Origin of the sequence: Pseudoalteromonas sp. 0303, assembly GCF_013349995.1 — a bacterium.
GTDB lineage: Bacteria > Pseudomonadota > Gammaproteobacteria > Enterobacterales > Alteromonadaceae > Pseudoalteromonas.
This window is the reverse complement of the sequence record NZ_JABVXF010000004.1, coordinates 72,614-94,772: the sequence shown is the minus strand read 5'-3', so window position 1 is coordinate 94,772 and position 22,159 is coordinate 72,614. Positions and strand designations below refer to the sequence as shown.

Genomic DNA, 22,159 nt, shown 5'->3' with positions numbered 1-22,159 from the left:
GACCTATGAATTGTTACCATCGCCAGTAATTTAATTTTCTACGCATTTTAAAATTACGAATAAAATTACGTGGTTTCGGCTTAAGTGCAGGATTGCTCAATAGTAATTCATTGCTAGCAGCAAGTACACGTTGACTCGATAAGCCGTCTTGATATGGATGCAGTTGCTGGCAGAAGTGCTCAATTTTCGCCATTAATTCAGCAGGCTGTGTGAAGGCATAATCAATCGCTTCAGTTAGTTTATCGACATCTGTGACATCAATAAGGTGCTCGCCGGGTGCTTGGTTGCAGAAAGTCACGACGGGTTTTCTTTGTAAGATAAACATAAGCAAAATAGATGAGGTATCACACAGCATGACATCAGCAGCTTGTAATAGTGGTAATACGTTATCAGTCTCGACAAAGATTAGATTGTCGTTTTGTAGAGCCTTGTATTTATCAACAAGCTCGCTTGGCATTTTCGGGTGGAATTGCACCAAAATTCGCCATTTACCTTGCTCACTATACGCTTTTATTTGTTCGTATAATTTAGGTGCAAGAGAAAGGTTTCTAGAAAAAGTTGAACAAATTAAAAGAGTTTGCCTTTTATCGCCTTCATCTACGTATGGATTGTTTTCTATTTTTGAAAATAATGGATCTAGAGTAGGCCAACCTGTTTCTTTAGTTAAAAAGAAACCATGCTTTTTAGCTAGTTCCTCAAACTTAGAAGTTGTATTAGGGCCTTGGGTACAATACAGGTCAAAGCAGCCTCGGATGTTAAAATGATCTTCGTATCCTTTTCGATTTAGTTTTCCAGAATTAAAGCCGTGAAAAACAGCTACTTTTTTTCCTGGGATAAAGTTTGGAATTACATTCCCGGGAATGTATGAAATGTCTGGTTGCCACTGGATTACATCATCTATAGTTTCTAAACACGATTCATCTGAACGAAGGAAGTTCTGATTAACTTCATCACCATAGAAAAACCATTTAACTTCACCACCACGAGCTAAAATCTCCCGTTGCAATGGGCGTAAGATCGCGTACGAATAGTTCTGCGAAATAAACATTAAATATCTTTTTTCTGCGGTAGCTGCTAAGTAATCCAAGAAAACCTCCTATTTCGAGGGCACTAGTATAGCGAAATAATGTTTATGACAGCAAAATTACTGAAAGTTTAAATTTTTATGGTTTTTATTACATCCGCAGGCTGCTGATGATAGTGCAATGATTGAGCTTTCAAGGCGTCTAGATTATTATAGGCGGCCATAACCCCAATCCCATACATGTGCTCACAAGAGCATGCCAAATACTATCGGAGATAGCATGACTAGCTATAAAGTTTTAGACGTAAACGATGATTTACCGATTCGTACCAAAGGTGCGGTACACAGTGGTAAAGTGCGTTCAGTTTATTGGTTAACTGATGAAGACAGCGCTCGTTTAATTAATGACAAAGGTTATCAAGTTCCAAAAGGAACTGAGCTAGCTATTATGGTTATTTCTGACCGTATTTCTGCGTTTGATTGTATTTGGCAAGGTGAAAACGGTTTAAATGGTGTTCCTGGTAAGGGCATCGCGCTAAACTCTGTGGCATCTCATTGGTTTAAGTTATTTGATAAAGCAGGCCTTGCAGGTAACCATATTGTTGATATTCCACACCCTTATGTATGGATTGTGCGTAAAGCAAGTACTGTAAAAGTTGAAGCCATTGCTCGCCAATATATTACTGGCAGTATGTGGCGTGATTATGCGAAAGGCACGCGCAATTTCTGTGGTATTGATTTACCAGAGGGACTAGCTGCGAACCAAAAGCTAGATGAAGTGTTAATTACGCCATCAACGAAAGGCATTATCACAGGTGTTACTGACATTCCTGAAGTAGATGATGTGAACATTACCCGTGAAAACATCACCAATAACCTATCTGTTTTTAACTTCAAGTCTGAAGACGATGTCGCTAAATATGAGCAATTACTTGTTGAAGGCTTTAAGCTGATCAGTGATGAACTTGCACAGCTTGACCAAATCTTTGTCGATACTAAATTTGAATTTGGTTATGTTGAAGACATTGATGGTTCAGATAAGCTTATCTACATTGATGAAGTAGGCACGCCTGATTCATCACGTATCTGGGATGGCCCAGCTTACCGTGACGGTAAAATCATTGAAAACTCAAAAGAGGGTTTCCGCCAGTTATTAATTAATAACGTGCCAGACAGCGATGTGTTATTAAATAAAGACCGCATGGACGAGCGTGAGCAGCTTGCTAAAGACTACACCTTGCCAGAATCAGTGATGCTTGAAGTGTCTGATACTTACGTTGGCATTGCGAGTAAAATCATTGGTCAAGAAATTACTATTCCAAGCGACCCTCGTAGTGAAGTAATCGCTATTTTAGATAAAGAATACGGCTTAATTAAGCACAATTAATTGCTATTTTTTTAACTTAGATATGCTCTAAGTCAATATTATTAAAGCCAAGTTGGTTTTCTACTAAAACTGCTTGGCTTTTTTCTTGCTTTTCATACCCTCTCTCATTAACTTAAGCTAAGATTAATCTATACTTATTAGCAAACTAGGCTAAGGGGGTTCAATTATGACGTTTTTTGCGCACTGTGCTCGCACGGTATGTTCTTTTGTAGTTCTGTGCTGCGCAGCAAATGTATTATGCGTAAGCCCGTTTTATTAACTAGCTTAGTCAGTTTAGCGAGCTCTTGGTGGTCGATAAATCCCTTCAATGTTCAAAGTTACGTGAAGATATAAATGTCGCTGAAATGTTTTTAAGTAATATCTAAACTATAAGTAATAGTTACTTGAAGCATCTACCGCAGTGTTTTAACCCGTCAATGGTTGATATCCACACAGGAATGAACACTTCTGAAAAGACTTTAACCGTGTGGTAGAGCTTTTGATTAATGCTATGGATGAGCAATAAGTTCTGCAAATGTTAAAAAAATCAAATCCTTAGCCGCTTAGCATCACTTCGCCCTGAGGTAATTTATATTTAGTTAGTTTACTCACAGCAGAGCTTATATCATCAGGGGTTATATCTCTAATTATAGCTTTTTCATCCAATTGGTAGCCATTTGCAACTAATGGGATGTAATTTTTTTGCTTCGGTGCAACTGTGCTCCAAGGTGAAGTGCCTAAACCTACAATAGCCACAAATGGGATACCAGCAGCTGCAGCTATATGCATAGGACCTGAATCAATCGTAACTAATAAATTTAATGAGCCAATTACATCCAGCATTTCACCTATCGATGTTTCCCCTGCCAAGTTACTGATTTTAATCTTAGGATTATTGAGTTCTTCAATTAGAAGTTCTGAGTCTTTTTTTTCGCTCGGGTCACCGATCAAAATGAAATGGATATTGCTATTATTTTCAGCTATTTTTTTTATCGCTGTGGTCGCTAAATCATTAGGGTAGTGGCGACTTTTCTTATTGTTTCCTCCAAAATATAACCCAATGTTTAGAGTCTTAATGTCAGTATCGATAAAAGTACTTTTCTTTATATTTATCTTTGTGTTAGGGATTTCCTGCAATAGATTTCCGTGAGCATGGTTTACTAAAAAACAATAACGAAAAATGTAATGATGATTCTTATTTAATTTCGGAGAATGGGTCAAAAAGGGGCTTCGGCCATTTTGGGCGTAGCCAATACGGAATTTAATTTTTGCAAAAAAGCAAAGAAGGGCTTCTGAAAGAGAGTTTCTCAGTATAAATGCCAGTTCAATATCCTTTTTTTTCAGGGAATTAGCAAACCCAAGTAGTGATATAGGTTGGGTTGAGCTAAATCGGTCGTCGGAAATAATCACGAGTGATTTATCTCTTTCGAAAATAGGCACTAAATGAGGCCGAGCAATTACAAAAATTTGCTTTTGAGGATAAAGCGACTTAAGTAACTCTATGGCTGGAGAACAGTTTATAGCATCGCCTATGAACTTTGGCAGAATAACTAAAATGTTCCCTTTGATAGATTTAGCATCAATAATTTTTTTTTGCATAAAGGTTTATCGATTTCAAATATACTGTAATTGTTGGAAGTAATATCATAACACTAACTTTCTTAGTGTTGTTGAATTGCCGTTTCGTATAAGTTACATACATTATGCTACAATTTTATTCTAAACCATAAATATGCTTTCTAAAGTAGCATGTCTATTGCTTTTGAAAGCTGAAACAATAGTATAATCCATGTATACTTCGTACTTTTTAAGATTCCTTGCTAGTTACCTTTTTCAAAAATAATAATAAAGATTGTTTAGCCTTAATGAATATAATTTTCGATACTCAAAGCCTCTACTACCTGCCGCAATATATTCCGGTCTACAAAAAACTACTTACTAAGGGAATAACTGGTCGGTTTGTTTTTTATCGAAATAGCCATGAACAAACAACCCAAGAAATCATAGATGACAATGAACTTGAGCATATTTGGGTTGATGATCAAAACCAAGCTATTGAATATTACGAAAATGAGCAAGCAGATTGGGTGTTTTTTGCAAACTCATTCGAGTTTTTAGACCGTTTACACAAAGTGTCTAAAAGCGCTCAGTTAGGGCATGGCATTGGGCCTAAATCTAGTTATTACACCAAATCATCACAAGCCATGACGGTCAGGTTTGTTGAGGGGCAATATCGCCTTAAGCGTTTACAAAATATGTACCCAGATGATTGTTTTGTTGATGTGGGTTTTTGTAAACTTGACGATATTTTTAATCAAGTGCCTCTTGATGGTGCTTTAGATTTAACGAAATTTGATAAAAGTAAAAAGACTATTCTCTATGCTCCTACATTCTACCCAAGTAGTATCGAGCGCTTTCCAAAAAACTGGCCAGAGCAATTTTCTGACTTTAACATTCTGATCAAACCTCACTATTTCTCAATATGTAAAAGCCGCTATCAAAAGCAACGTGATTTATTAGAGCATTGGTCAAACTACGATAATGTTTATCTTGCTCGGGTTGAGGACTATTCACTATTACCATTTTTAGATCAGGCTGACTTACTTATAAGTGATGCATCTTCCGCTCTTTTTGAATTTGCTTTACTTAATAAACCTGTAATTTGGTGCGATTTCTTGAAGTTGCGTTGGAGCTACAGAGGTGTTTTCTCTTATCGTTTTAAACGTCGTATGGATCAAGACTACGGTGAATATGCCAATATTGCGGTACATGCAAAAAATTACAAAGACTTACACAAACTTGTTATCGAGCAACTTGAAAACCCTGAGTCTTTGGCTGAGACAAGGCTTGAATTAGCTGAAAAGCTAGCAGGTAAACTTGATGGTAAAGCAAGTGAACGAATCGTCAATTACTTAGTCGAAAACAATTAAGTTATTAAGAGTACACACTGGAAAAATTAATGAAGAAGATAGGTTACACGACAGGTGTTTTTGATTTATTTCATATAGGTCATTTAAACATTTTAAAACGAGCAAAATTAGAATGTGATTACTTAATTGTTGGTGTAACTACCGATGAACTTTGTCGTAATGTAAAAAATAAAGAGCCCGTCATCCCTTTTCAAGAGCGAATGGAAATTGTTGAAGCAGTTAAATTTGTGGATGAAGTTGTTCCGCAGGTTAATTACGACAAAGAAGAAGCTTGGAACAATTTGAAATTTGATAAAATGTTTGTGGGAGATGATTGGAAAGGAACTGAAAAGTGGAACAAAATTGAAGCAGATTTTGCAAAACTTAATGTTGAGATTTGCTACTTTTCTTACACATCTCACACATCAAGCACAAAACTGCGTGAAGTGCTTGATAAGATCAGTAAAAGCTAATGAAGAACATCGTCTCGCCAGAGTGGCTTAACGAGCATTTAAACCAAGATAACTTGGTTATCTTCGATGCAGGAATGGTGCGCCCTGGTTTACCGGGTGAGTATGCACCTGAGGCTATGCTTCCTAATGCACAGCGTTTTGATTTCAAGAAGGCGCTAGCAGATAACAGTAATCCTGTACCAAGTATGATGTGCAGTAGCGAGCAGTTCACAGAACATATGCAGCTTGCTGGGGTTAACCAAGACTCTCTGGTTGTGATTTATGAAGACCAAGGCTTATTCAGTTCAGCGAGAGCGTGGTGGATGTTTAAAGCCATGGGCTTTGATAACGTAAAAGTTTTAAGTGGCGGTTTAGCTAAGTGGCAGGCACTTGGCTTTGCTACACAAGCAAGCTATTCAGCTGCTACTGATCAAGGCAACTTTGTTGCCAGCCCACGCGCTAATTACTTTATAAGTGCTGAGCAAGTACTTAACTCACTTGATGAACACAGCACACTAACACTCGATGCTCGTCCTTATGAGCGCTTTACCGGTGAACACGAAGAGCCGCGCGAAGGTATGCGCAGTGGTCATATTCCAAATAGTCGCAGTTTATCTCTAGCAACATTGCTAAATAACGGTGAGCTTAAACCCCTTAGCGAATTGCAGGCATTATTTGAACAACACATAGCGCCGCATCACACCCAGTTGCAGTTTAGCTGTGGTTCAGGTGTAACCGCTTGTGCAATTGCATTGTGTGCCGATGAATGCGGTTACGCTAACTTACGTGTTTACGATGGCTCATGGAGTGAGTGGGGCGCTTGTCACGACCTACCTATTGAAACAGGCCCGCATCAATAAAATCAGCGTAATTTTGCCAGCTGCCTATACTGTTTTTATTCAGTGGCTGGCGAATTTGCTTTTTACTCGCCGTGGCTGATGCTGCATTACTTTTATAAAAAGTCAGGCAGTTTTCCTGCCAGCTTAAATCACAAAACGCATAGAGCTTTTGCGTTTGTTGGGTAGGCTCTGTTACTAATTGCTCATAGCTTTGTAAAAAAACGTTTTCAGGATACTTGCTAGCAAAATGACTGACTAATGCCGAGTAATCTTGATGGAACGAGGCAATATCTTCAAGTGCAAAGCTGTAGTGATGAAACACACTTTGCGGGTTATACATCTGCCTAAAATTGGCGATGCTGCAATCTTGCCAGCCCCGCTGCATACAAACGATTTTCGCATTAGGAAAAGCCGCTAAAATAAAATCAATATAGTAAAAGTTAAATGGCTGTTTATCACAACTTCTTTGGTCATTACTTAGCAGCTGGACTCTTTGTTGATAGCTAGCCAGTGCTGTTTTTATTGCTTCAGATTCATATGCCTTATCGAGCATTTCGCTATCAATCATACGCGCTGATTGCGTGGCGTGTTGTATGAGCTGCGCAATATCGTTTAATTCTCCAATGCCTCGTAGCTGTGTACTTTGATTAAGGATTTTTTCAACTAAGGTTGTGCCAGAACGGGGCATGCCAACAACAAAAACGGGTGAGAACTCAGAGTCAGTCCTTGCAGGTGCTTGTTGTTTGCTTTGAGTAATGAGCTTTTGACAAAAGTGGTGGTGTTGGCTTGCTTGGTAGTTAAGTTTACCGGCTATCACTTGCTTACTTAGTGCAAAGTATTTAAATGCATTTTTGTAGTCATTAAGGTGCTCATAATTAAGAGCAAGACTATGAAAATACACTTGTTGTTCAACAATGCTTTTTTCTTTATCCGCCAAGGTTTGTAGTTTTTGTATATGCTGCTTGGCATCTACTTTCGTATTGAGTTCAGCCTGCGAATAGTGGGCTTGATAAAAGCTAGGCTGTTTTATGGTAAGTTGCTGCAATAAGCTTTTAGCTTCATCGAACAGTCCGTGAATTTTATAACATACCGCCAAATTATAGCTAATTTGTGGGTTATCTTTATTGCGCTGGTAGGCTGCTTGTTGAAAGCTAAGGGCATCGTCATAATGCCCTAAACGGGTCGCAATGTTGGCTAATGTATCAAAGTCTGCGCCACTAAAACCAGCTGTTTGTAATGCGCTTTGATAATGTACAGCTGCATTACTTACTTTGCCTAACAGTACGTATAACCTGGCAAGTGCTAAATGATAAACTGCAAAAGGGGCTAGGCTTAGGGCTTTTTCAAGGAGCTTAATCGCTTTGGTGATATCGCCAGCTGCGGTGTTGACTTCGCTAAGCAAAAAGTAACAAACATGGTCTTCAGGATTTTGTTTTAGGCGCTGCACAAGTAAGTGATGTGCATCGGTTAGTTGTTTGTTGTTTAACAACTGTTGGATATGAGCGCGAAGCGCTTGTTGGGTATCATTTAGCATAAGCGCATAGTATACCAATTAATTATTTTCAGGTATTAAAAAGCCCTGCCTGAAGGTGGCAAGGCTTTTATGGGTATGTTTAATTACAGCTCAAAGTTGTAGCTAAACTTCATACCGATAGTACGAGGCGCTGTGGTGTAGTGACCATAAACACGCTGTAGCTCAGGTAGTTCTTTGTTAAGCTCAGCATATTGCGACATACCAGCCCAAGACTTATCACGACGTACAGAAGTGAATGCGTACTTATCGAATAAGTTGTCTACGTAAAGCGTTGCAGACCACATATCACCAGTAATTTTGGCAGATAAGTTACTTAGTGCATAACCAGGTAATACTTCGCCGTCTGCTTTTAAGCCTACTTTGGTGATTACATCGCTTTGCGCTGTGATACCGTAGTTTACGCTTAATAACTTATCACCTAAGACATCTTGCTCGTAACGAAGACCAAACGAGAATTGATGCTCAGGAGCGCCCGGTAAACGGTCGCCTTTGGCACCATCATAGTAGCTTTGGTACTGTGCTAAGTCATCACCTAACACACCAAATAAGTAAGGCGCATCTTCGGTCAATTCAGCCTTTGCATACGCGTATGTCGCATATGCAGCCCAATTATCACCAATCATTGCGCGAGTAGAAAGCTCAACACCTTTAGAATTAGCAGAGCCTGCATTTGAGGTAATTAGCTCTTGACCATTTACGGTGCTGCTACCCACTTGTGCATCTTTCCAATCAACATTAAATAGCGCCGCATTAAAATGTAGGCGGTTACGTAACCATGATGACTTAAAGCCTAGCTCGTAGTTGACTGTTGTATCTGGTTTGTAATCTTCTTCGTTTGGCAGGGCACAAACAATTTGTTGCTCAGGTAATACATCAGGGCAAGGAGCAATACCGTTACCACCACCAATACGGAAACCTTCACTCACAGTAAAGTAAGCAAGTACACCATTATCGAATGTATAGTTAGCATTAAACTTAAATAAGTTACCGTTATCGCTAGCGCTCACATTTTCCATAACAAGGTTATCTAGTGAATCAAAATCACCAGAATAAAGCGGTGTAGCAGAGCCTGATGTTGTTGATACATCGTATTCGTAAAAACGAGCACCTAAAGTTACATCAAACTGATCTGTGATGCTGTAGCCGATTTCACCAAAAAGTGCTTTTTCAGTGGTTTCGCTATCTGAAATTAGAATGTACTCAAGGTCTTGTTCAACATTTGGAATACCACCACCCCAGTACTCAGTCAGACCCGGCGTGTACTCACGATCATCAGAATAACTTTCTACTTTGTTGTAGAAGCCGCCTACAATCCAGCTAAAAGCACTATTACTATTTGAAACTAAACGAAGTTCTTGCGTAAAGGTATCGCGATCTGAGGTATCGTGCGTGTAGCCAACAAAAGAAGGGAAGTCGGCATAACCTGACCAAATATCGTAAAGTAGATCAGTTTGATCGCGTTGACCAGACTGCTCATAGCTAGACCAACCAGATGCAGATACCAGCTCAGCAAAACCAAGATCTGCTTTTACTTCTAAACTTAATAAATCGTTTTCTTCTTCACCAGGCTCAAGCACACGAGCTACGTTTTCGTACTTTCCTGGGACACCTTGTAGTGCACTACTATCAGCAAGTGAGCCGTATTGCGATGTTGAGTTACCGCCATTTTCTTGCTTTTGATAGAAGTAGTTTAGCGTTGCATCAATATCTTCGGTTGCAAGCCAACGAAGTGATAAACGTGCAGTGGTGATTTGCTCATCGTTAACATCGCTTACGCTTTTTAAGTTGGCATTTACATCGCTGCTGTCTGAAAAATCAGGATTTGGGTTTGATACACCCGGTTCTTGAACCACGTGGGTGTAGTCAATGTAACCAGGGTTATCGTAATAATTTAAGCTAGCACGAAGCGCTAATTTTTCTTCAATTAGCGGGGTGTTGAATACCACACCAAACTCACCACCTGTGCCGTCACTTTCGTTAATGCTAAATACATCGCCTGTAACCTTACCTTCAGTGATATCAAGCTCTGGTTGTTTTAGTAAGTAACGAATTGCACCACCTAAAGTACCTGCACCATACAGTGTACCTTGTGGGCCAATTAGCACTTCAACACGGTCAACGTCAGTTAAACGTAAGTCGATGCTAAGTGGAATTTCACCAACATAGGTTGCCACTGTGCCACTATCAGAAATACGGTCAGAAGTATTTGTATTCAAACCACGCACGATAATCGGAGAACCTTCACGACCACCTTGATCAGAAATTGTTAAGCCAGGGACCCAGCGAGCAACATCTTCTAGATCGCCAATGTTTTGGTCGCTAATTACATCGCCATTGAGCGCTGTGATATTAAGCGGTGCATCTTGCACAGAGCCTGCACGTCGTGTTGCAGTAATTTGAATAGTTTCAATTGATTTATCAACTTCGATAGCATCTTCTGCAGCAAACGCCATATTGCTATTGATTAAAACTGCAGAAATTGCACTTGCAAGTAGAGCAGGCTTAAAAGTGTTCATGATTGATTCCGACTTAGTTACAGTAAATTTATGCTTAAAAAATAGACATTACTAGTGATTTAAGCTTAAAAATTGATGATTTAGTGAATTTATATCCAATTATAATGTATTTTTATTCTTATCGTCCATGCGTTGTTTGCAATTAAATGCAAAATAATTGAATAAATACTCTGTAAGAGGTTAGCTATCGGAATAAGGGCAATGAGTACAGCCATTACTACAGCAATGGCCGCGTTTTAAAAAGAACCAGCGGCTAAATACCATGTAGTTGTTTTGCATGGTGTAATCGAGATTTTCTATTAAATTACCTTGAGTAAAATAAGGCTTAGCAAAGGCAAGCTGCTGTTCAAGAGGCTGTTGGTAAAGTTTAGATAAAAATGAATTTATCTTTTTTATAGTACAGTCTCGGCATAAACACTCTGTTGCTGCCTCATCGAGTGGTAAAATGTTGGGCAGCTCATTACACCAACAGGCATTAATATTGTCGGCTTGGCAGTTAAGCGTTGCTTTGCATTGTGAGCAAGTAAGGGTTGTCATTAAGTAAAAAGATGCTTTGAGATTGAAAAGGTAAGCATAGCAAATGGATAAATTAGACGCATTAGATGAGTTTGCCCGCTTTGGTGATAACCGATTTGAGGCAATCTCAGTAATTACCAGTACTCCAGACACGCAAGGTGGTGTCTATACTCTGACACAAGATGTTTTCTGCCAGGTTTTACAGCGTGTTATAGACGGCGAAATAGATATCGATGAATTAGAACTTTGGGCAAATGTAGTAGAGTCCAGGCAAGACATCGACGAGAGTGCCGTTGAAGGGGCTATTTATGCGCTAAGTAATAACGAACAAATGGGTGAGTTGAGTATAAGTACGCTAAAGAAGTTATTAGTAATGATAAAATGTAAGTGAGCTATTAAAGGGTTATAGCCTAAGACCCAATAGTATTAAGCCGTGTCTGCTTTCACAAACACGGCTTCTATTTTTGTTAACTCGTAGCTCGTTTACAGCTTCTTAAACTTTAAACGCATCGACCGATAAACGTAGTTCTTCCGCTAATTTAGCAACTTCTGAACTTGAAATATTGGTTTGGTTTGCGCCTTCAGCTGTTTGTTCAGCAATTGCTACAATCGACTCTAAGCGCTCGCTAATCTCTTGTGAAACTTGCTGTTGCTCATGAGCAGCTGTTGAGATCTCTTCACTTACGTTGTGAGCTTGCGCAACGGCTGCAGTGATTGAATCAAGGGCGGTATTTGCAAGGTCTGATTGCTCAACACACGACTCAGCTTGTTGCTTACCTTTCGACATTGCCGATACAGCAGCCTCAGCGCCAACCTGAAGCGATTCAATCATAGCTTGAATCTCTTGAGTCGACTCTTGTGTTTTGCTCGCTAGAGAGCGCACTTCGTCAGCAACTACGGCGAAGCCTCGACCTTGTTCACCGGCACGGGCTGCTTCAATGGCTGCATTAAGTGCAAGTAGGTTTGTTTGCTCTGCAATGCCACGAATAACATCTAAGATGCCACCAATTGATGCGCTATCTTTGTGTAACTTATTGATAACTTGTGAAGCATCATCAACTTCACGGGCAAGTTGTTCAATAGTCGCTTTGTTTTGTGAAGAAATGCCTTTAACACGGTCAGCTTCTTTATCAGCGTTCTTGATTTCGCTAAGTGCCTGTTGAGCACTGCTGCTTACCGCTTGTGATGTACTGCTCATTTCCGTGGTTGCTGTAGCAGCTTGTTCAACTTGTGCTTGTTGGTTACGAATAGCTTGGCTTGATTCTTCAGTGATTGCTGAAGTTTCTTCAGAGGCCGCAGCAAGCTGGGTTGAGCGAGAGATAATGCCTTGAATAAGTGTACGTAAACTTTCGATTAGCGTATTACAACTACGTGATAGTTCACCGAACTCGTCTTTAGCTGAGTCATCTAAGCGTTGAGTCATGTCGCCGCTAGCAACAATATCAAGAATACGGTTTACTTCAGAAAGTGGTTTAGTAATACGGCTAACAGTAATTGCTGCAACAGCAATAGCAATTAAAGTGGCGATAACCATGGCAATCCAAGTCCAGATGGTTGCCGTAGATACGTTACCACTTACATCTTGCTGTAAGTCAAAGGCAAGTACCGTTGCTTGGTCAACAAGCTCTTTAAGTTGTTTTAGGGCCTCAGTGGTTGATTTTTCTGCATTGGCTAGCTCAGCTTGAGTTTGTGCAATTGCATCAATTAAACGCTTTTTATTTGCTGATAGGCTGTTGTTGCCACGTACGTTATTTACAAGGTTTTCAACATAACTGTTTAGGTCGTTGTATAAATCAGCATTACTTTCAATGATAGCAGGGCGAATAAGACCTAGGCTGCGCTCAACTTCTTCTAAGTAATAAACTTGTTCGTTTTTCACGATATCTAACGTGTTAAGAGTTTTAACCGTTAACATATCGGTACTGTTAGTCACTACCGACTGGAAGTTGTTTTCCATGTTGTTAGCAGCTTGGTAGGCACGTGAATGGTTCTCTTCAAGACCATCAATATCAATGATATCAAGCACAACAGAGTTAGCATCTTCTGCGCTGATCTCAATATCTTCAAGCTGGGTGCGCAGCGTATTGTTAAGCTCAAGTTGCGTTTGTTTATCTTTAAAAAGATTATCGACAGATTTGGCAAAGCGCTTATAGGTTTGCTCAACTTCTTGACTGCTTTGTTTTAATTTAGGGTCGTTACTCACTATTTGTTGTAGGTCTTGATAAGAGCTATCGTAACGCTTTTTCTGCTCGGTAAAGTTCTTGCGAATAGTTGCTAATTCATCTTGTGATGTGGTGTAAAAGCTAGCTTGCGCTGATTTACTCATCAGGATGAATTCAACCTGCAATTCATAACTTTTATCGAGAGCCGGTAATGACAGCTGATTAACTCGCTGTGTCGATTGATCAATGTTGGTAATTCTGATCAACGAGTTACCACCAATAAATAGCAGGAGTAACGTAATAACAATAAAGCCACCCCAAATACGCTGTCTAACGGTCAAGTTCATATGTAATTCCAGAAAATAGTACTAATCATCACTTATCGGCAAGGTTGCCAATTAGTTAAGTATTTAAATTTAATTAGCTTTAAATTAAATTAACTTTAATTGTTATAAATCTAACAGATGTTCAGCTATTTTTCAGTTTATTTAGATAAAAGAGTGGGATTTTTCGACAAAACAGTCTTTTTGACTGAGTTCCATGAGGGTCATCGCGCCTCCCCATACACAGCCAGTGTCGAGGGCATGAATATTTTCGGCTTTAACTTTACCTTCTAAAGCAGCCCAATGACCAAATGTGATCTGTTGCTTGAGCTTACTTATACTCGGATGCTCAAACCAAGGGATTATTGAACTATCTTCACTAATACTGGTTTTGTTGCTGAAATCGAGTTCACCAAGCGAATTAACGAAGCGCATGCGCGTGAAGTAATTAACGATATAACGAAATTTAGCCTCGTTAGGTAGCGTTGATTGCCATTCTAATGGGTGGGGGTCATACATATTGGCAAAGTAATGATGGGCATCATTACCTTGGTAGCAACTTTCGGCAAAGCGAGCGCGTTTTAATGCTTTTTTTATTGACCAATTTGGGTTTAAGCCAGCATGGCTTATCAGCATGTCATAGCGTTCAAGCCAAATAGCTAATGGCTGTTGTTGCAAAAAGTGAATATATTCAGGGAGCTTTGGGCTGTCAAAAACATCTGCAAGCTTATCTTTTGGATTTGCTGGTTTATTTAGATAATGACAAGCAATTAGGTGTAAATCATGATTACCAAGAGTAATAGTTACACTGCCTTGCATAGTATGAAGGCGCTCGAGGCAAGCGAGTGAATCTGGACCTCGAGCAACAATATCGCCAACTAAGTAAAGGTGATCTTGGCTTGGGTTGAAATTGACACGTTTTAGTAACGCATCAAATTCACTGTAACAACCTTGTAAGTCACCAATTGCGTAGTCAGCCATTATTACCTAGTGCAAAATGTTTGGGCGGGCTAAACGGAACACCTCGATTGGCGCTTCGAACTCAGTACCAAATTCGTTACGCATGGTGTAATGGCCTTGCATCGTCCCAACAGGGGTATCAAGCACTGCACCACTGGTGTATTTATAGCTTTCACCTGGGGCAATGGTAGGCGTTTCACCCACAACCCCTTCACCTTGTACTTCCACTTCTTTGCCGTTGGCATCGGTAATTAACCAGTAACGACTCAATAGCTTAGCACTACATAAACTGTGGTTTTTAATGGTGATTGAGTAAGCAAAAACGTATTTATCTTGTTCAGGCTCTGATTGGCCTTCTACATAGAAGGTTTCAACCGACACCTTAATTGGAGAACCTAAATTACTGCTTGTTGTCATAAATCCAATTAGCTATATCAATAAATTGTTGTAAAGACAGGCTTTCAGCACGCAGAGTGATATCAATGCCTATGCTTGTTAGTTCTTCAGCTGTCAGTAAGTTAGATAAACTATTACGCAGAGTCTTACGGCGTTGATTAAAGGCTTCTAAACATACCGTGTTTAATAGCTTAGTGCTTTTAGCTGAACGTTGCTCAGGCTTTTTAGGGATCAAGCGAATAACCGCTGAATCTACTTTAGGTGCTGGTTTAAAGCACTCTGGCGGCACATCAATCACTGGCATTGCGTGACAGTAATATTGCGTCATTACACTTAAGCGACCAAATGCTTTACTGCCCGGGCCTGCGACCATACGTTTGACCACTTCTTTTTGCAGCATAAAGTGCATGTGCTCTACGTTATCTGCGAACTCAAATAAATGGAATAGCAGCGGAGTCGAAACGTTGTATGGTAAGTTACCAAAAATCTTTAACTTTTCGTCAGACTTGATCAAAGAGCTAAAATCGAATTTCATTGCATCGCCTTGATGCACTGTTAACTTTGGCCCTAAGAATGGGTGGCTCGTTAAACGTTCTGCTAAGTCTTTATCTAGCTCAACAACCGTTAGGTGGCCACTTAAATCAGCGACTGGCTCAGTGATTGCACCAAGACCCGGGCCGATTTCTACTAAATTGTCTTCAGGTTTAGGATCGATAGCCGTGACGATTTTGTCGATGATCATGTCATCGTTTAAAAAGTTTTGACCAAAACGCTTACGAGCGCGGTGTCCTAAATGTACTTTATCTGTCATTGATTCTGTGCTTTTTCATGGGCGAGCTTAATTGCTTCGCGGATCGCTAATTCAAAACTACCTACATCAGCAGTACCTGTGCCGGCTAAATCGAGAGCCGTACCGTGATCTACTGAGGTGCGAATAAATGGCAGGCCAAGGGTGATGTTGACCGAATTGCCGAAACCTTTGTATTTTAGCACAGGTAATCCCTGATCGTGATACATTGCAAGCACGGCATCTGCTTGCGAAAGGTATTTATCTTGGAACAAGGTGTCAGCAGGCAATGGTCCAATTAAGTTCATACCTTGATTGTTTAACAGCTCTAACGTTGGCGCTATGGTATCAATTTCTTCAGTGCCTAAATGACCATCTTCGCCAGCATGTGGGTTTAGACCACATACAAGGATACGCGGATTTTCAATACCAAACTTAGTTTGTAAGTCATGGTTTAAAATAGTGGCAACTTTACTTAAACGTTCAACGGTGATTGCGCGCGATACATAAGCAAGCGGTATATGCGTTGTAACAAGCGCCACGCGTAAGCCTTCTGTAGCTAACAACATCACGACATCGGCAGTATTCGATTGCTGTGCAAAATACTCAGTGTGACCGCTGAATGAGATACCTGCTTTGTTGATAATCCCCTTATGCACAGGGCCTGTAACAACAGCGGCAAAGGTACCATCCATATTTTTTTCACTGGCAATGCGCAGTGTATCCAGCACATATTGACCATTGGCGTCATTAAGTACGCCCACTTCAACATCAGAGCCTAAATCTACTTGGTGTAAGTAAACGCTGCCTGCAGGGGCAATGCTTGGTGCTTGGCTATCATCGAAGTCAATTAAATTGATATCTAAACCAAGCAACTTAGCGCGCTGTTTTAACAGCGCGCCATCAGCAATCACCACCAGTTGGGCATCCCACTGGTGCTGGGCTAACTTGATAAGTAAATCAGGGCCAATACCGGCTGGCTCACCTGGGGTAATTGCAATTCTAATGGTCATAATTTTTATTCTGTTGGGAAAATATCAACGTGCGCTTGTTCACGCATTTCTTGCTGCCAGTTGAAACTTTCTTCTTTAAATTTACGATTAAACAGTAGTTGGTGAGCGCGGTTACGCTTAGCTTGCTCTGTTTTATCAGCTACACGCTTATCAAGTAGCTGTACAATGTGCCAACCAAACTGTGTTCTGAATGGCTCACTGATTTCATTTTTATCTAGAGAAAGCAGGGTATTTTTAAATTCTGGTACATAGGTGCTTGGATCAGTCCAATCGTACTCACCCCCTTTTAATGCAGAACCCGGGTCTTCAGAGTATTCTTTAGCAAGTTCACCAAAGTCAGCTTTACCTTCACGTAGCTCTTTAGCAAAACCTTTTAGCATGTCACGCGCTTTTTCTTCGCTTAAGATGATAGAAGGCTTAATTAAGATGTGACGTGAACGAACCTCTGTTGTTTCAACAACTTGGCGACCACGAACATCTTGCACTTTAATAATGTGGAAACCAGCACCTGAACGAAGCGGGCCAACGATATCGTCTTTTTTGTGGCCTTTTACTGCTTCAGCAAAAAGTGATGGCATTTCGTTGATGCTCATCCAACCTAGCTGACCACCTTCAAGGGCTTTTGAACCGCTAGAAGATGAAATAGCGATACGCTTGAACTCTTTGCCTTCTTTTAAAAACTCGATAACTTTATCTGCACGCGTTTTAGCACTGGTGATTTCATCAGCTGTTGCATCACTTGGGATATCAATCAAGATATGACCAATATCATACTCTTCGGCATTCTTGCCTTGAGTTTCCATGATTTTAAGAAGGTTATCGATTTCTTGTGGGCTAATGTAAATACGGCGGTCAACGTTCGCACGCATTACTTGTTGCGTGGTGATTTCTTTACGAATTTCTTCACGGTATGCTGGGTAGCTCTCGCCTGCAGCCTCGATAGTGCGACGTAAATCAGCGATTGTACCGCCTTGCTCACGAGCCATATTTTCAAGTGTTTGGTCTAACTGAGAGTCAGAGATTTCTAAACCCATGCGCTCAGCAAGTTGCATCATCAGAGTTTGGTTTACTAAACGCTCGATTGCTTGAATGCGAAGCGTATCATCAGAAGGTAATTGCTGACCTTGCTCTTGCGCTTGAGTTTTTACGCGATTGATAATGGTGTCTACTTCACTTTGTAAAATAACACCTTGGTTAACTACACCAACGACTTTGTCAATTTCGACAGGTTTTGCGAAAACGCTTTGGCAAAGGCCAACTGTTAATAATGCAGATGCAAATAATTTTTTTAAATTCATACTTTTTCTAATACTCTTGCTAATAGTACTGCGGTACTAGTTATTAAGAAAATACGGTCTACGATAGCCAAAAATACCTTGTTGTAATAATTTTTGTGCATCATAACGGCTTTTACTTCCAAGCCCTTTTAATACGATATTGAAGCCAATACTGGTATCAAAGGTTGCTTGCTCTTGACCAATCGCCTGGTTCAAATCTGTTTCGATTTGACGACGGCCTGTGATTTGAAACGCCCAACAGCACGATTCATACTGAAGACCGCTGAAAACCTCAATACTACGACCACTTTCTAAATCGCGGTGATAGCTGCCAACAAACTGCCAATCTTGCGATAGCGGAATGCTGGTAAATAGACCAACTTGCTCGATTGTATTGCCTGAGACATCATTTGCATAGCGATGGTTCAATTGCACGAGCTGTTTATCGTCACCTTTATAATCTAAGGTGATATTTGATTGAATAATTTCTTTACCATCAGTGTCGTATTGAATACCACCTGATAGATACCAGCGACGGTGCCAATGTAACATGGTTTGCGCTGCGAACAAGGCATTGTAGTTAGTATCAACATTAATACCTTGTGATGTAGGCTTTGCATCATCACTTAAATAGAAGATTTGGCCTGCGCTGAAATTAAATACTTCTTCGTTTTCATTGCTAAATAAGCGAGTAGTCGCACCTAACGTAAATTGATTCGCAGTGGCAATACGGTCGATACTTGAGAAACGACGGTCTCTAAATAAACCAAAAAAGTCATCTTGTAATTTTGCCGTATCGTAAAGGCCAATATTTGATTGGTCTTTATTTGGCGTATACAAGTACTGAATTTGTGGCTCAAGAGTTTGAATACCATCTTTAAAGAAAAATGCGGTATCACGCTCAAAATTTAATTGGCTGTATAAACGCACTTTTGGCAGGGTACGGGTGACTTTTTCGTCGTAGTCGGTCCCTGCTAAATCGCCATGCTGGTTATATTCAGTATGTAATACGCTGAACTCAGATAAAAATGACCATGCGTATTCTTGATAACCAAAGCTTGCTTTAGGTTCTATGTGAACACGGCTTGCTTCATCAATAACTGCGTCATCATTCGTGAAATAACTAAGCTCACCATCAAGGGTTAAATCAACGCCATAAAAATCATACGCATCAGTTTGCGAAAAACTAATTTGTGGCAGTGCCGCATATGATTCGCGGTGATCACCAAGTACTTCAAAACTCTGTAGCTTAATATTAGTGCGCCAAGTGTCACCTAAGTGGGTGAGTGAACCTGTACGGTATAACTGAGTATCTGTGCGAGTCGCGTAGCCAGAATTTAAATCGGTTAAGTAATTATCATCACTAACGTTAGTAATATCGATATTACCGCGCCAGTTTTCACCAAAGTAACTTTGTTGTTGCCAATGGAATAGATAACGCGAGTCAACATTTGGCTCTTCATCATCTTTATCTAGGTACTCAACGGCAATGAGACCGTTGTTTTGCTCTGTTAAATAACGAAACTCACCAATCATTTGTAAACCGCGCTTAGACATATAGCGAGGCGTAATGGTGGCGTCGTAATTTGGAGCAATATTCCAGTAATACGGAGTGATGGTTTCAATACCGTAGCGGCCTGAACTTGAGAAGTTAGGTGTTAATAAACCTGATTTACGACGGTCATCTAACGGAAACGTAAAATAAGGAACATACAGCACCGGCGTATCAAATACCCGTAATACGGTATTGTGAGTTTCGCCCCAGCCATCTTCACTAGATAAGTCAATTTCGTCAGCTTCAATTGCCCACACCGGTGTTTCGCCCGGGCAGGTAGTAAAGCTTGCGTTCATCAGGTTTAGGCCAGACTCGTTGACTGTTAGTTTTTCTGCGCCACCATGACCAAGTTGGTCGGTGAGCTTATAATCAGCACCAAGCAAGCTTAATTCAGAATTATTTAAATCCGCATTGAGCCCAGAACTATTAATTTGGCTTACTTTATCGCGATAAACGATAGGGCCGGTTGCATTAAGTAACCCACGTTGTTTGTCAATCAGTGCACTTTGTGCGGACAAATTCATCGTTAGGGTGTTAATATCTACATTACCGGTAAATTCTGCGCTTTGGGTACCCAATAGTTCAATATCATCGGATTTGATATCGATCATATTAAGTTCAAGGCCAGGGAGCGGTTGCCAAGCTCTGGTTTGCATTGAAGTGCCACAAAAATTGTGTGTCAGTTCAGTTTCGGCGAACGATGGTGCGCTAAGTACGCTTAGCATCATTATGCCCCAGGTTTTGCTCATTTAATGACCTTAATGCTCTTTGGTTGGATATAAGCTAGACATAATAAAGGAAAACAATGGCAAATACAGTAATTGACTTAGTGAAAAATAGATATCTTACTAAATGAATCGTTATAAAAGTTTACAGCAGTTTTTAAATCCTCATTTTAAAGAGGATGAATATCAATTAGCCGCCATCACAGGGGATGCGAGTTTTCGCCGTTATTTCCGCGTAAACACAAGTGATCAAAGCTATATTGTCATGGACTCAGATCCAGATAAATTAGATAACACGCCTTATATAGAACTCAATAAAGTGTTTTCTCAGCATGGCTTTAAATTACCAAAAATTCTTCAGGCTGATGAAAAACAAGGCTTCTTCTTGTTGAGTGATTTAGGCAATACTCATTTAGCTGATTTACTGGGCGACGAAGACCGCACTTTACACTACAAACATCTAATAAAGTTAAGTGCACAATGGGCGCAAATCCCGCCAGCCCAATATATGAAAGTATTTGATGGCGAGTTTTTACAATTTGAACTGAGCATTTTTAGAGATTGGTTAGTCGATAACTTTATTGGTGAGCAACTTTCTGCTGATGAGCAGCAAATGTGGCAACAGGCTTGTGAGTTATTAGTTAACAATGCCCTTGAACAACCAATTGTTACGGTGCACCGAGACTTTCATAGCCGCAATATTATGCGCACGGGGCAGCAATGGGCAATTATCGATTATCAAGATGCGGTACAAGGGCCAGTGTGTTATGACCTTGTGTCGTTATTAAGGGATTGCTATTTCAAGTTACCAGAGCAAGAGCTAGATTACCTTTTACATTACGCTTATGACGAATTTAGCGAGCAGCAGCTATTGCAAGACACTTCGTTTGCGATGTTTAAACGTTGGTTTGACTTAACCGGCGTGCAGCGTCATTTAAAAGCTGCGGGCATATTTTGCCGCTTAAAATTACGTGACGGTAAGTCTGGCTATTTGAATAATGTACTGCCAACCCTTACATACATTAGTAATGTCAGTAAAGAATACCCAGAGTTAACAGCCCTTGGCCAGTGGATAGAGCAGACTATTATTCCACAGACTAAGCAGCGTTTAACGAAAGAGTCCAAATGAAAGCAATGATCCTAGCGGCGGGGCGTGGTAAACGCATGATGCCGCTAACAGAAACGATGCCAAAGCCGATGCTAAAGATTAACGGCAAGCCATTATTAGAGCATCATATTAATAACTTACGCCAAGCAGGCATTACCGATATTGTCATTAACCTTGCCTGGCAAGGTGACAAAATAACAGAGTATTTCGGTAATGGTTCGCAGTTTGGTGTATCGATCACTTACAGCCAAGAGCAGGCTGGGGGGCTTGAAACCGCCGGGGGCATCATTCAAGCATTGCCGTTATTGGGTGAGCAATTTATTGTCATCAATGGTGATGTGTTTACTGATTATGATGTGACTTCGTTGATGCAGCTTCATCTGCAAGCAGGGGAGGCGCATATTGTCCTTGTAGAAAACCCTGCGCATAACCCTGATGGTGATTTTGCACTGAGTCACCTAAGCCCAGATAGTCAAAAGTATACTTTTTCCGGTATAAGTCGCTATCATGCTGATTTCTTTAAAGGTCTCAGCGCAGGTATTCGTCCACTTGGGCCCATTTTGCGAGAAAAGCTCAGTGAACATCAAGTTTCGACTGAGCTTTATTTGGGGCAATGGGATGACATTGGCACACCTGCCAGACTCGACGAAATCAATCAACGTTTCGCTTTGTAATAACAACAGAGGTTTGCCAAATT

The 22,159-nt window shown here is 40.4% G+C and carries 19 protein-coding genes; 7 read left to right on the top strand and 12 right to left on the bottom strand.

What is annotated here, in order from left to right; genetic code table 11:
* Positions 1 to 13: 13 nt before the first annotated feature.
* Positions 14 to 1,048 (bottom strand): CDP-glycerol glycerophosphotransferase family protein, encoded by a 1,035-nt coding sequence (locus HUS62_RS04540; RefSeq protein ID WP_175078675.1) that lies wholly within the window; start codon positions 1,046 to 1,048, stop codon positions 14 to 16.
* Between the two features lie 256 nt (positions 1,049 to 1,304).
* Between HUS62_RS04540 and HUS62_RS04535 the strand changes: the two genes are divergently transcribed.
* Complete coding sequence (locus HUS62_RS04535) at positions 1,305 to 2,411, top strand: phosphoribosylaminoimidazolesuccinocarboxamide synthase (protein ID WP_054561015.1); 1,107 nt, start codon at positions 1,305 to 1,307, stop codon at positions 2,409 to 2,411.
* Positions 2,412 to 2,945: 534 nt separating this feature from the next.
* Here HUS62_RS04535 and HUS62_RS04530 read toward each other — a convergent pair.
* The gene (locus HUS62_RS04530) at positions 2,946 to 3,989 is read right to left on the bottom strand and encodes a glycosyltransferase family 9 protein (RefSeq protein WP_175078674.1); all 1,044 of its coding nucleotides are present in this window, start codon (positions 3,987 to 3,989) and stop codon (positions 2,946 to 2,948) included.
* Between the two features lie 266 nt (positions 3,990 to 4,255).
* Between HUS62_RS04530 and HUS62_RS04525 the strand changes: the two genes are divergently transcribed.
* From HUS62_RS04525 to HUS62_RS04515, 3 genes are read left to right on the top strand one after another with little or no spacing between them, the layout of a single operon-like run.
* The gene (locus HUS62_RS04525; protein WP_175078673.1) at positions 4,256 to 5,320 is read left to right on the top strand and encodes a CDP-glycerol glycerophosphotransferase family protein; all 1,065 of its coding nucleotides are present in this window, start codon (positions 4,256 to 4,258) and stop codon (positions 5,318 to 5,320) included.
* 29 nt (positions 5,321 to 5,349) lie between these two features.
* Complete coding sequence (locus HUS62_RS04520) at positions 5,350 to 5,772, top strand: adenylyltransferase/cytidyltransferase family protein (RefSeq protein ID WP_058585869.1); 423 nt, start codon at positions 5,350 to 5,352, stop codon at positions 5,770 to 5,772.
* Positions 5,772 to 6,611 carry a sulfurtransferase gene (locus HUS62_RS04515; protein ID WP_175078672.1) on the top strand — a complete coding sequence of 280 codons (840 nt, stop codon included), beginning with the start codon at positions 5,772 to 5,774 and terminating at the stop codon, positions 6,609 to 6,611. Before HUS62_RS04520 ends, HUS62_RS04515 begins: the two co-directional genes overlap by 1 nt.
* Here HUS62_RS04515 and HUS62_RS04510 read toward each other — a convergent pair.
* The 3 genes from HUS62_RS04510 to HUS62_RS04500 all read right to left on the bottom strand — a co-directional run bounded on the left by HUS62_RS04510 (position 6,586) and on the right by HUS62_RS04500 (position 11,177).
* Positions 6,586 to 8,124 (bottom strand): sulfotransferase, encoded by a 1,539-nt coding sequence (locus HUS62_RS04510; protein WP_175078671.1) that lies wholly within the window; start codon positions 8,122 to 8,124, stop codon positions 6,586 to 6,588. The two genes, HUS62_RS04515 and HUS62_RS04510, sit on opposite strands and share 26 nt — an antisense overlap.
* Positions 8,125 to 8,207: 83 nt before the next feature.
* Complete coding sequence (locus HUS62_RS04505) at positions 8,208 to 10,640, bottom strand: TonB-dependent receptor (protein ID WP_054561007.1); 2,433 nt, start codon at positions 10,638 to 10,640, stop codon at positions 8,208 to 8,210.
* A gap of 180 nt (positions 10,641 to 10,820) precedes the next feature.
* Positions 10,821 to 11,177: a DUF5522 domain-containing protein gene (locus tag HUS62_RS04500; RefSeq protein WP_062566463.1), complete on the bottom strand. Its 357-nt coding sequence runs from the start codon at positions 11,175 to 11,177 to the stop codon at positions 10,821 to 10,823.
* Positions 11,178 to 11,220: 43 nt separating this feature from the next.
* Between HUS62_RS04500 and HUS62_RS04495 the strand changes: the two genes are divergently transcribed.
* Positions 11,221 to 11,547 (top strand): hypothetical protein, encoded by a 327-nt coding sequence (locus HUS62_RS04495; RefSeq protein ID WP_175078670.1) that lies wholly within the window; start codon positions 11,221 to 11,223, stop codon positions 11,545 to 11,547.
* Positions 11,548 to 11,649: 102 nt separating this feature from the next.
* Here HUS62_RS04495 and HUS62_RS04490 read toward each other — a convergent pair whose 3' ends face one another.
* The 7 genes from HUS62_RS04490 to lptD form a co-directional block, all read right to left on the bottom strand.
* Positions 11,650 to 13,665, bottom strand: coding sequence for a methyl-accepting chemotaxis protein (locus HUS62_RS04490; protein WP_054562774.1), 2,016 nt, complete (start codon positions 13,663 to 13,665; stop codon positions 11,650 to 11,652).
* Between the two features lie 141 nt (positions 13,666 to 13,806).
* A complete protein-coding gene (locus tag HUS62_RS04485; RefSeq protein WP_175078669.1) occupies positions 13,807 to 14,622 on the bottom strand; it encodes a symmetrical bis(5'-nucleosyl)-tetraphosphatase in 816 nt (271 codons plus the stop codon).
* A gap of 6 nt (positions 14,623 to 14,628) precedes the next feature.
* Complete coding sequence (apaG, locus tag HUS62_RS04480) at positions 14,629 to 15,018, bottom strand: Co2+/Mg2+ efflux protein ApaG (protein ID WP_054550996.1); 390 nt, start codon at positions 15,016 to 15,018, stop codon at positions 14,629 to 14,631.
* A complete protein-coding gene (gene rsmA, locus HUS62_RS04475; RefSeq protein ID WP_054550997.1) occupies positions 15,002 to 15,808 on the bottom strand; it encodes a 16S rRNA (adenine(1518)-N(6)/adenine(1519)-N(6))-dimethyltransferase RsmA in 807 nt (268 codons plus the stop codon). Before rsmA ends, apaG begins: the two co-directional genes overlap by 17 nt.
* On the bottom strand, positions 15,805 to 16,797 hold the full coding sequence (gene pdxA / locus HUS62_RS04470; RefSeq protein WP_175078668.1) for a 4-hydroxythreonine-4-phosphate dehydrogenase PdxA: 993 nt from the start codon (positions 16,795 to 16,797) through the stop codon (positions 15,805 to 15,807). Before pdxA ends, rsmA begins: the two co-directional genes overlap by 4 nt.
* A gap of 5 nt (positions 16,798 to 16,802) precedes the next feature.
* Complete coding sequence (gene surA / locus HUS62_RS04465; RefSeq protein ID WP_054562771.1) at positions 16,803 to 18,095, bottom strand: peptidylprolyl isomerase SurA; 1,293 nt, start codon at positions 18,093 to 18,095, stop codon at positions 16,803 to 16,805.
* 36 nt (positions 18,096 to 18,131) lie between these two features.
* A complete protein-coding gene (lptD, locus tag HUS62_RS04460) occupies positions 18,132 to 20,378 on the bottom strand; it encodes an LPS assembly protein LptD (protein ID WP_054562770.1) in 2,247 nt (748 codons plus the stop codon).
* A gap of 103 nt (positions 20,379 to 20,481) precedes the next feature.
* On the opposite strand from lptD, the gene HUS62_RS04455 reads away from it, so the two are divergent.
* Both HUS62_RS04455 and murU read left to right on the top strand, forming a co-directional pair.
* Positions 20,482 to 21,483, top strand: a complete 1,002-nt coding sequence (locus HUS62_RS04455; protein WP_054562769.1) for an aminoglycoside phosphotransferase family protein — start codon at positions 20,482 to 20,484, stop codon at positions 21,481 to 21,483.
* Entirely contained in the window at positions 21,480 to 22,136 is a 657-nt protein-coding gene (gene murU, locus HUS62_RS04450; protein ID WP_175078667.1) for an N-acetylmuramate alpha-1-phosphate uridylyltransferase MurU, read from the top strand. The genes HUS62_RS04455 and murU overlap by 4 nt, the downstream gene beginning before the upstream one ends.
* Positions 22,137 to 22,159: the final 23 nt, after the last annotated feature.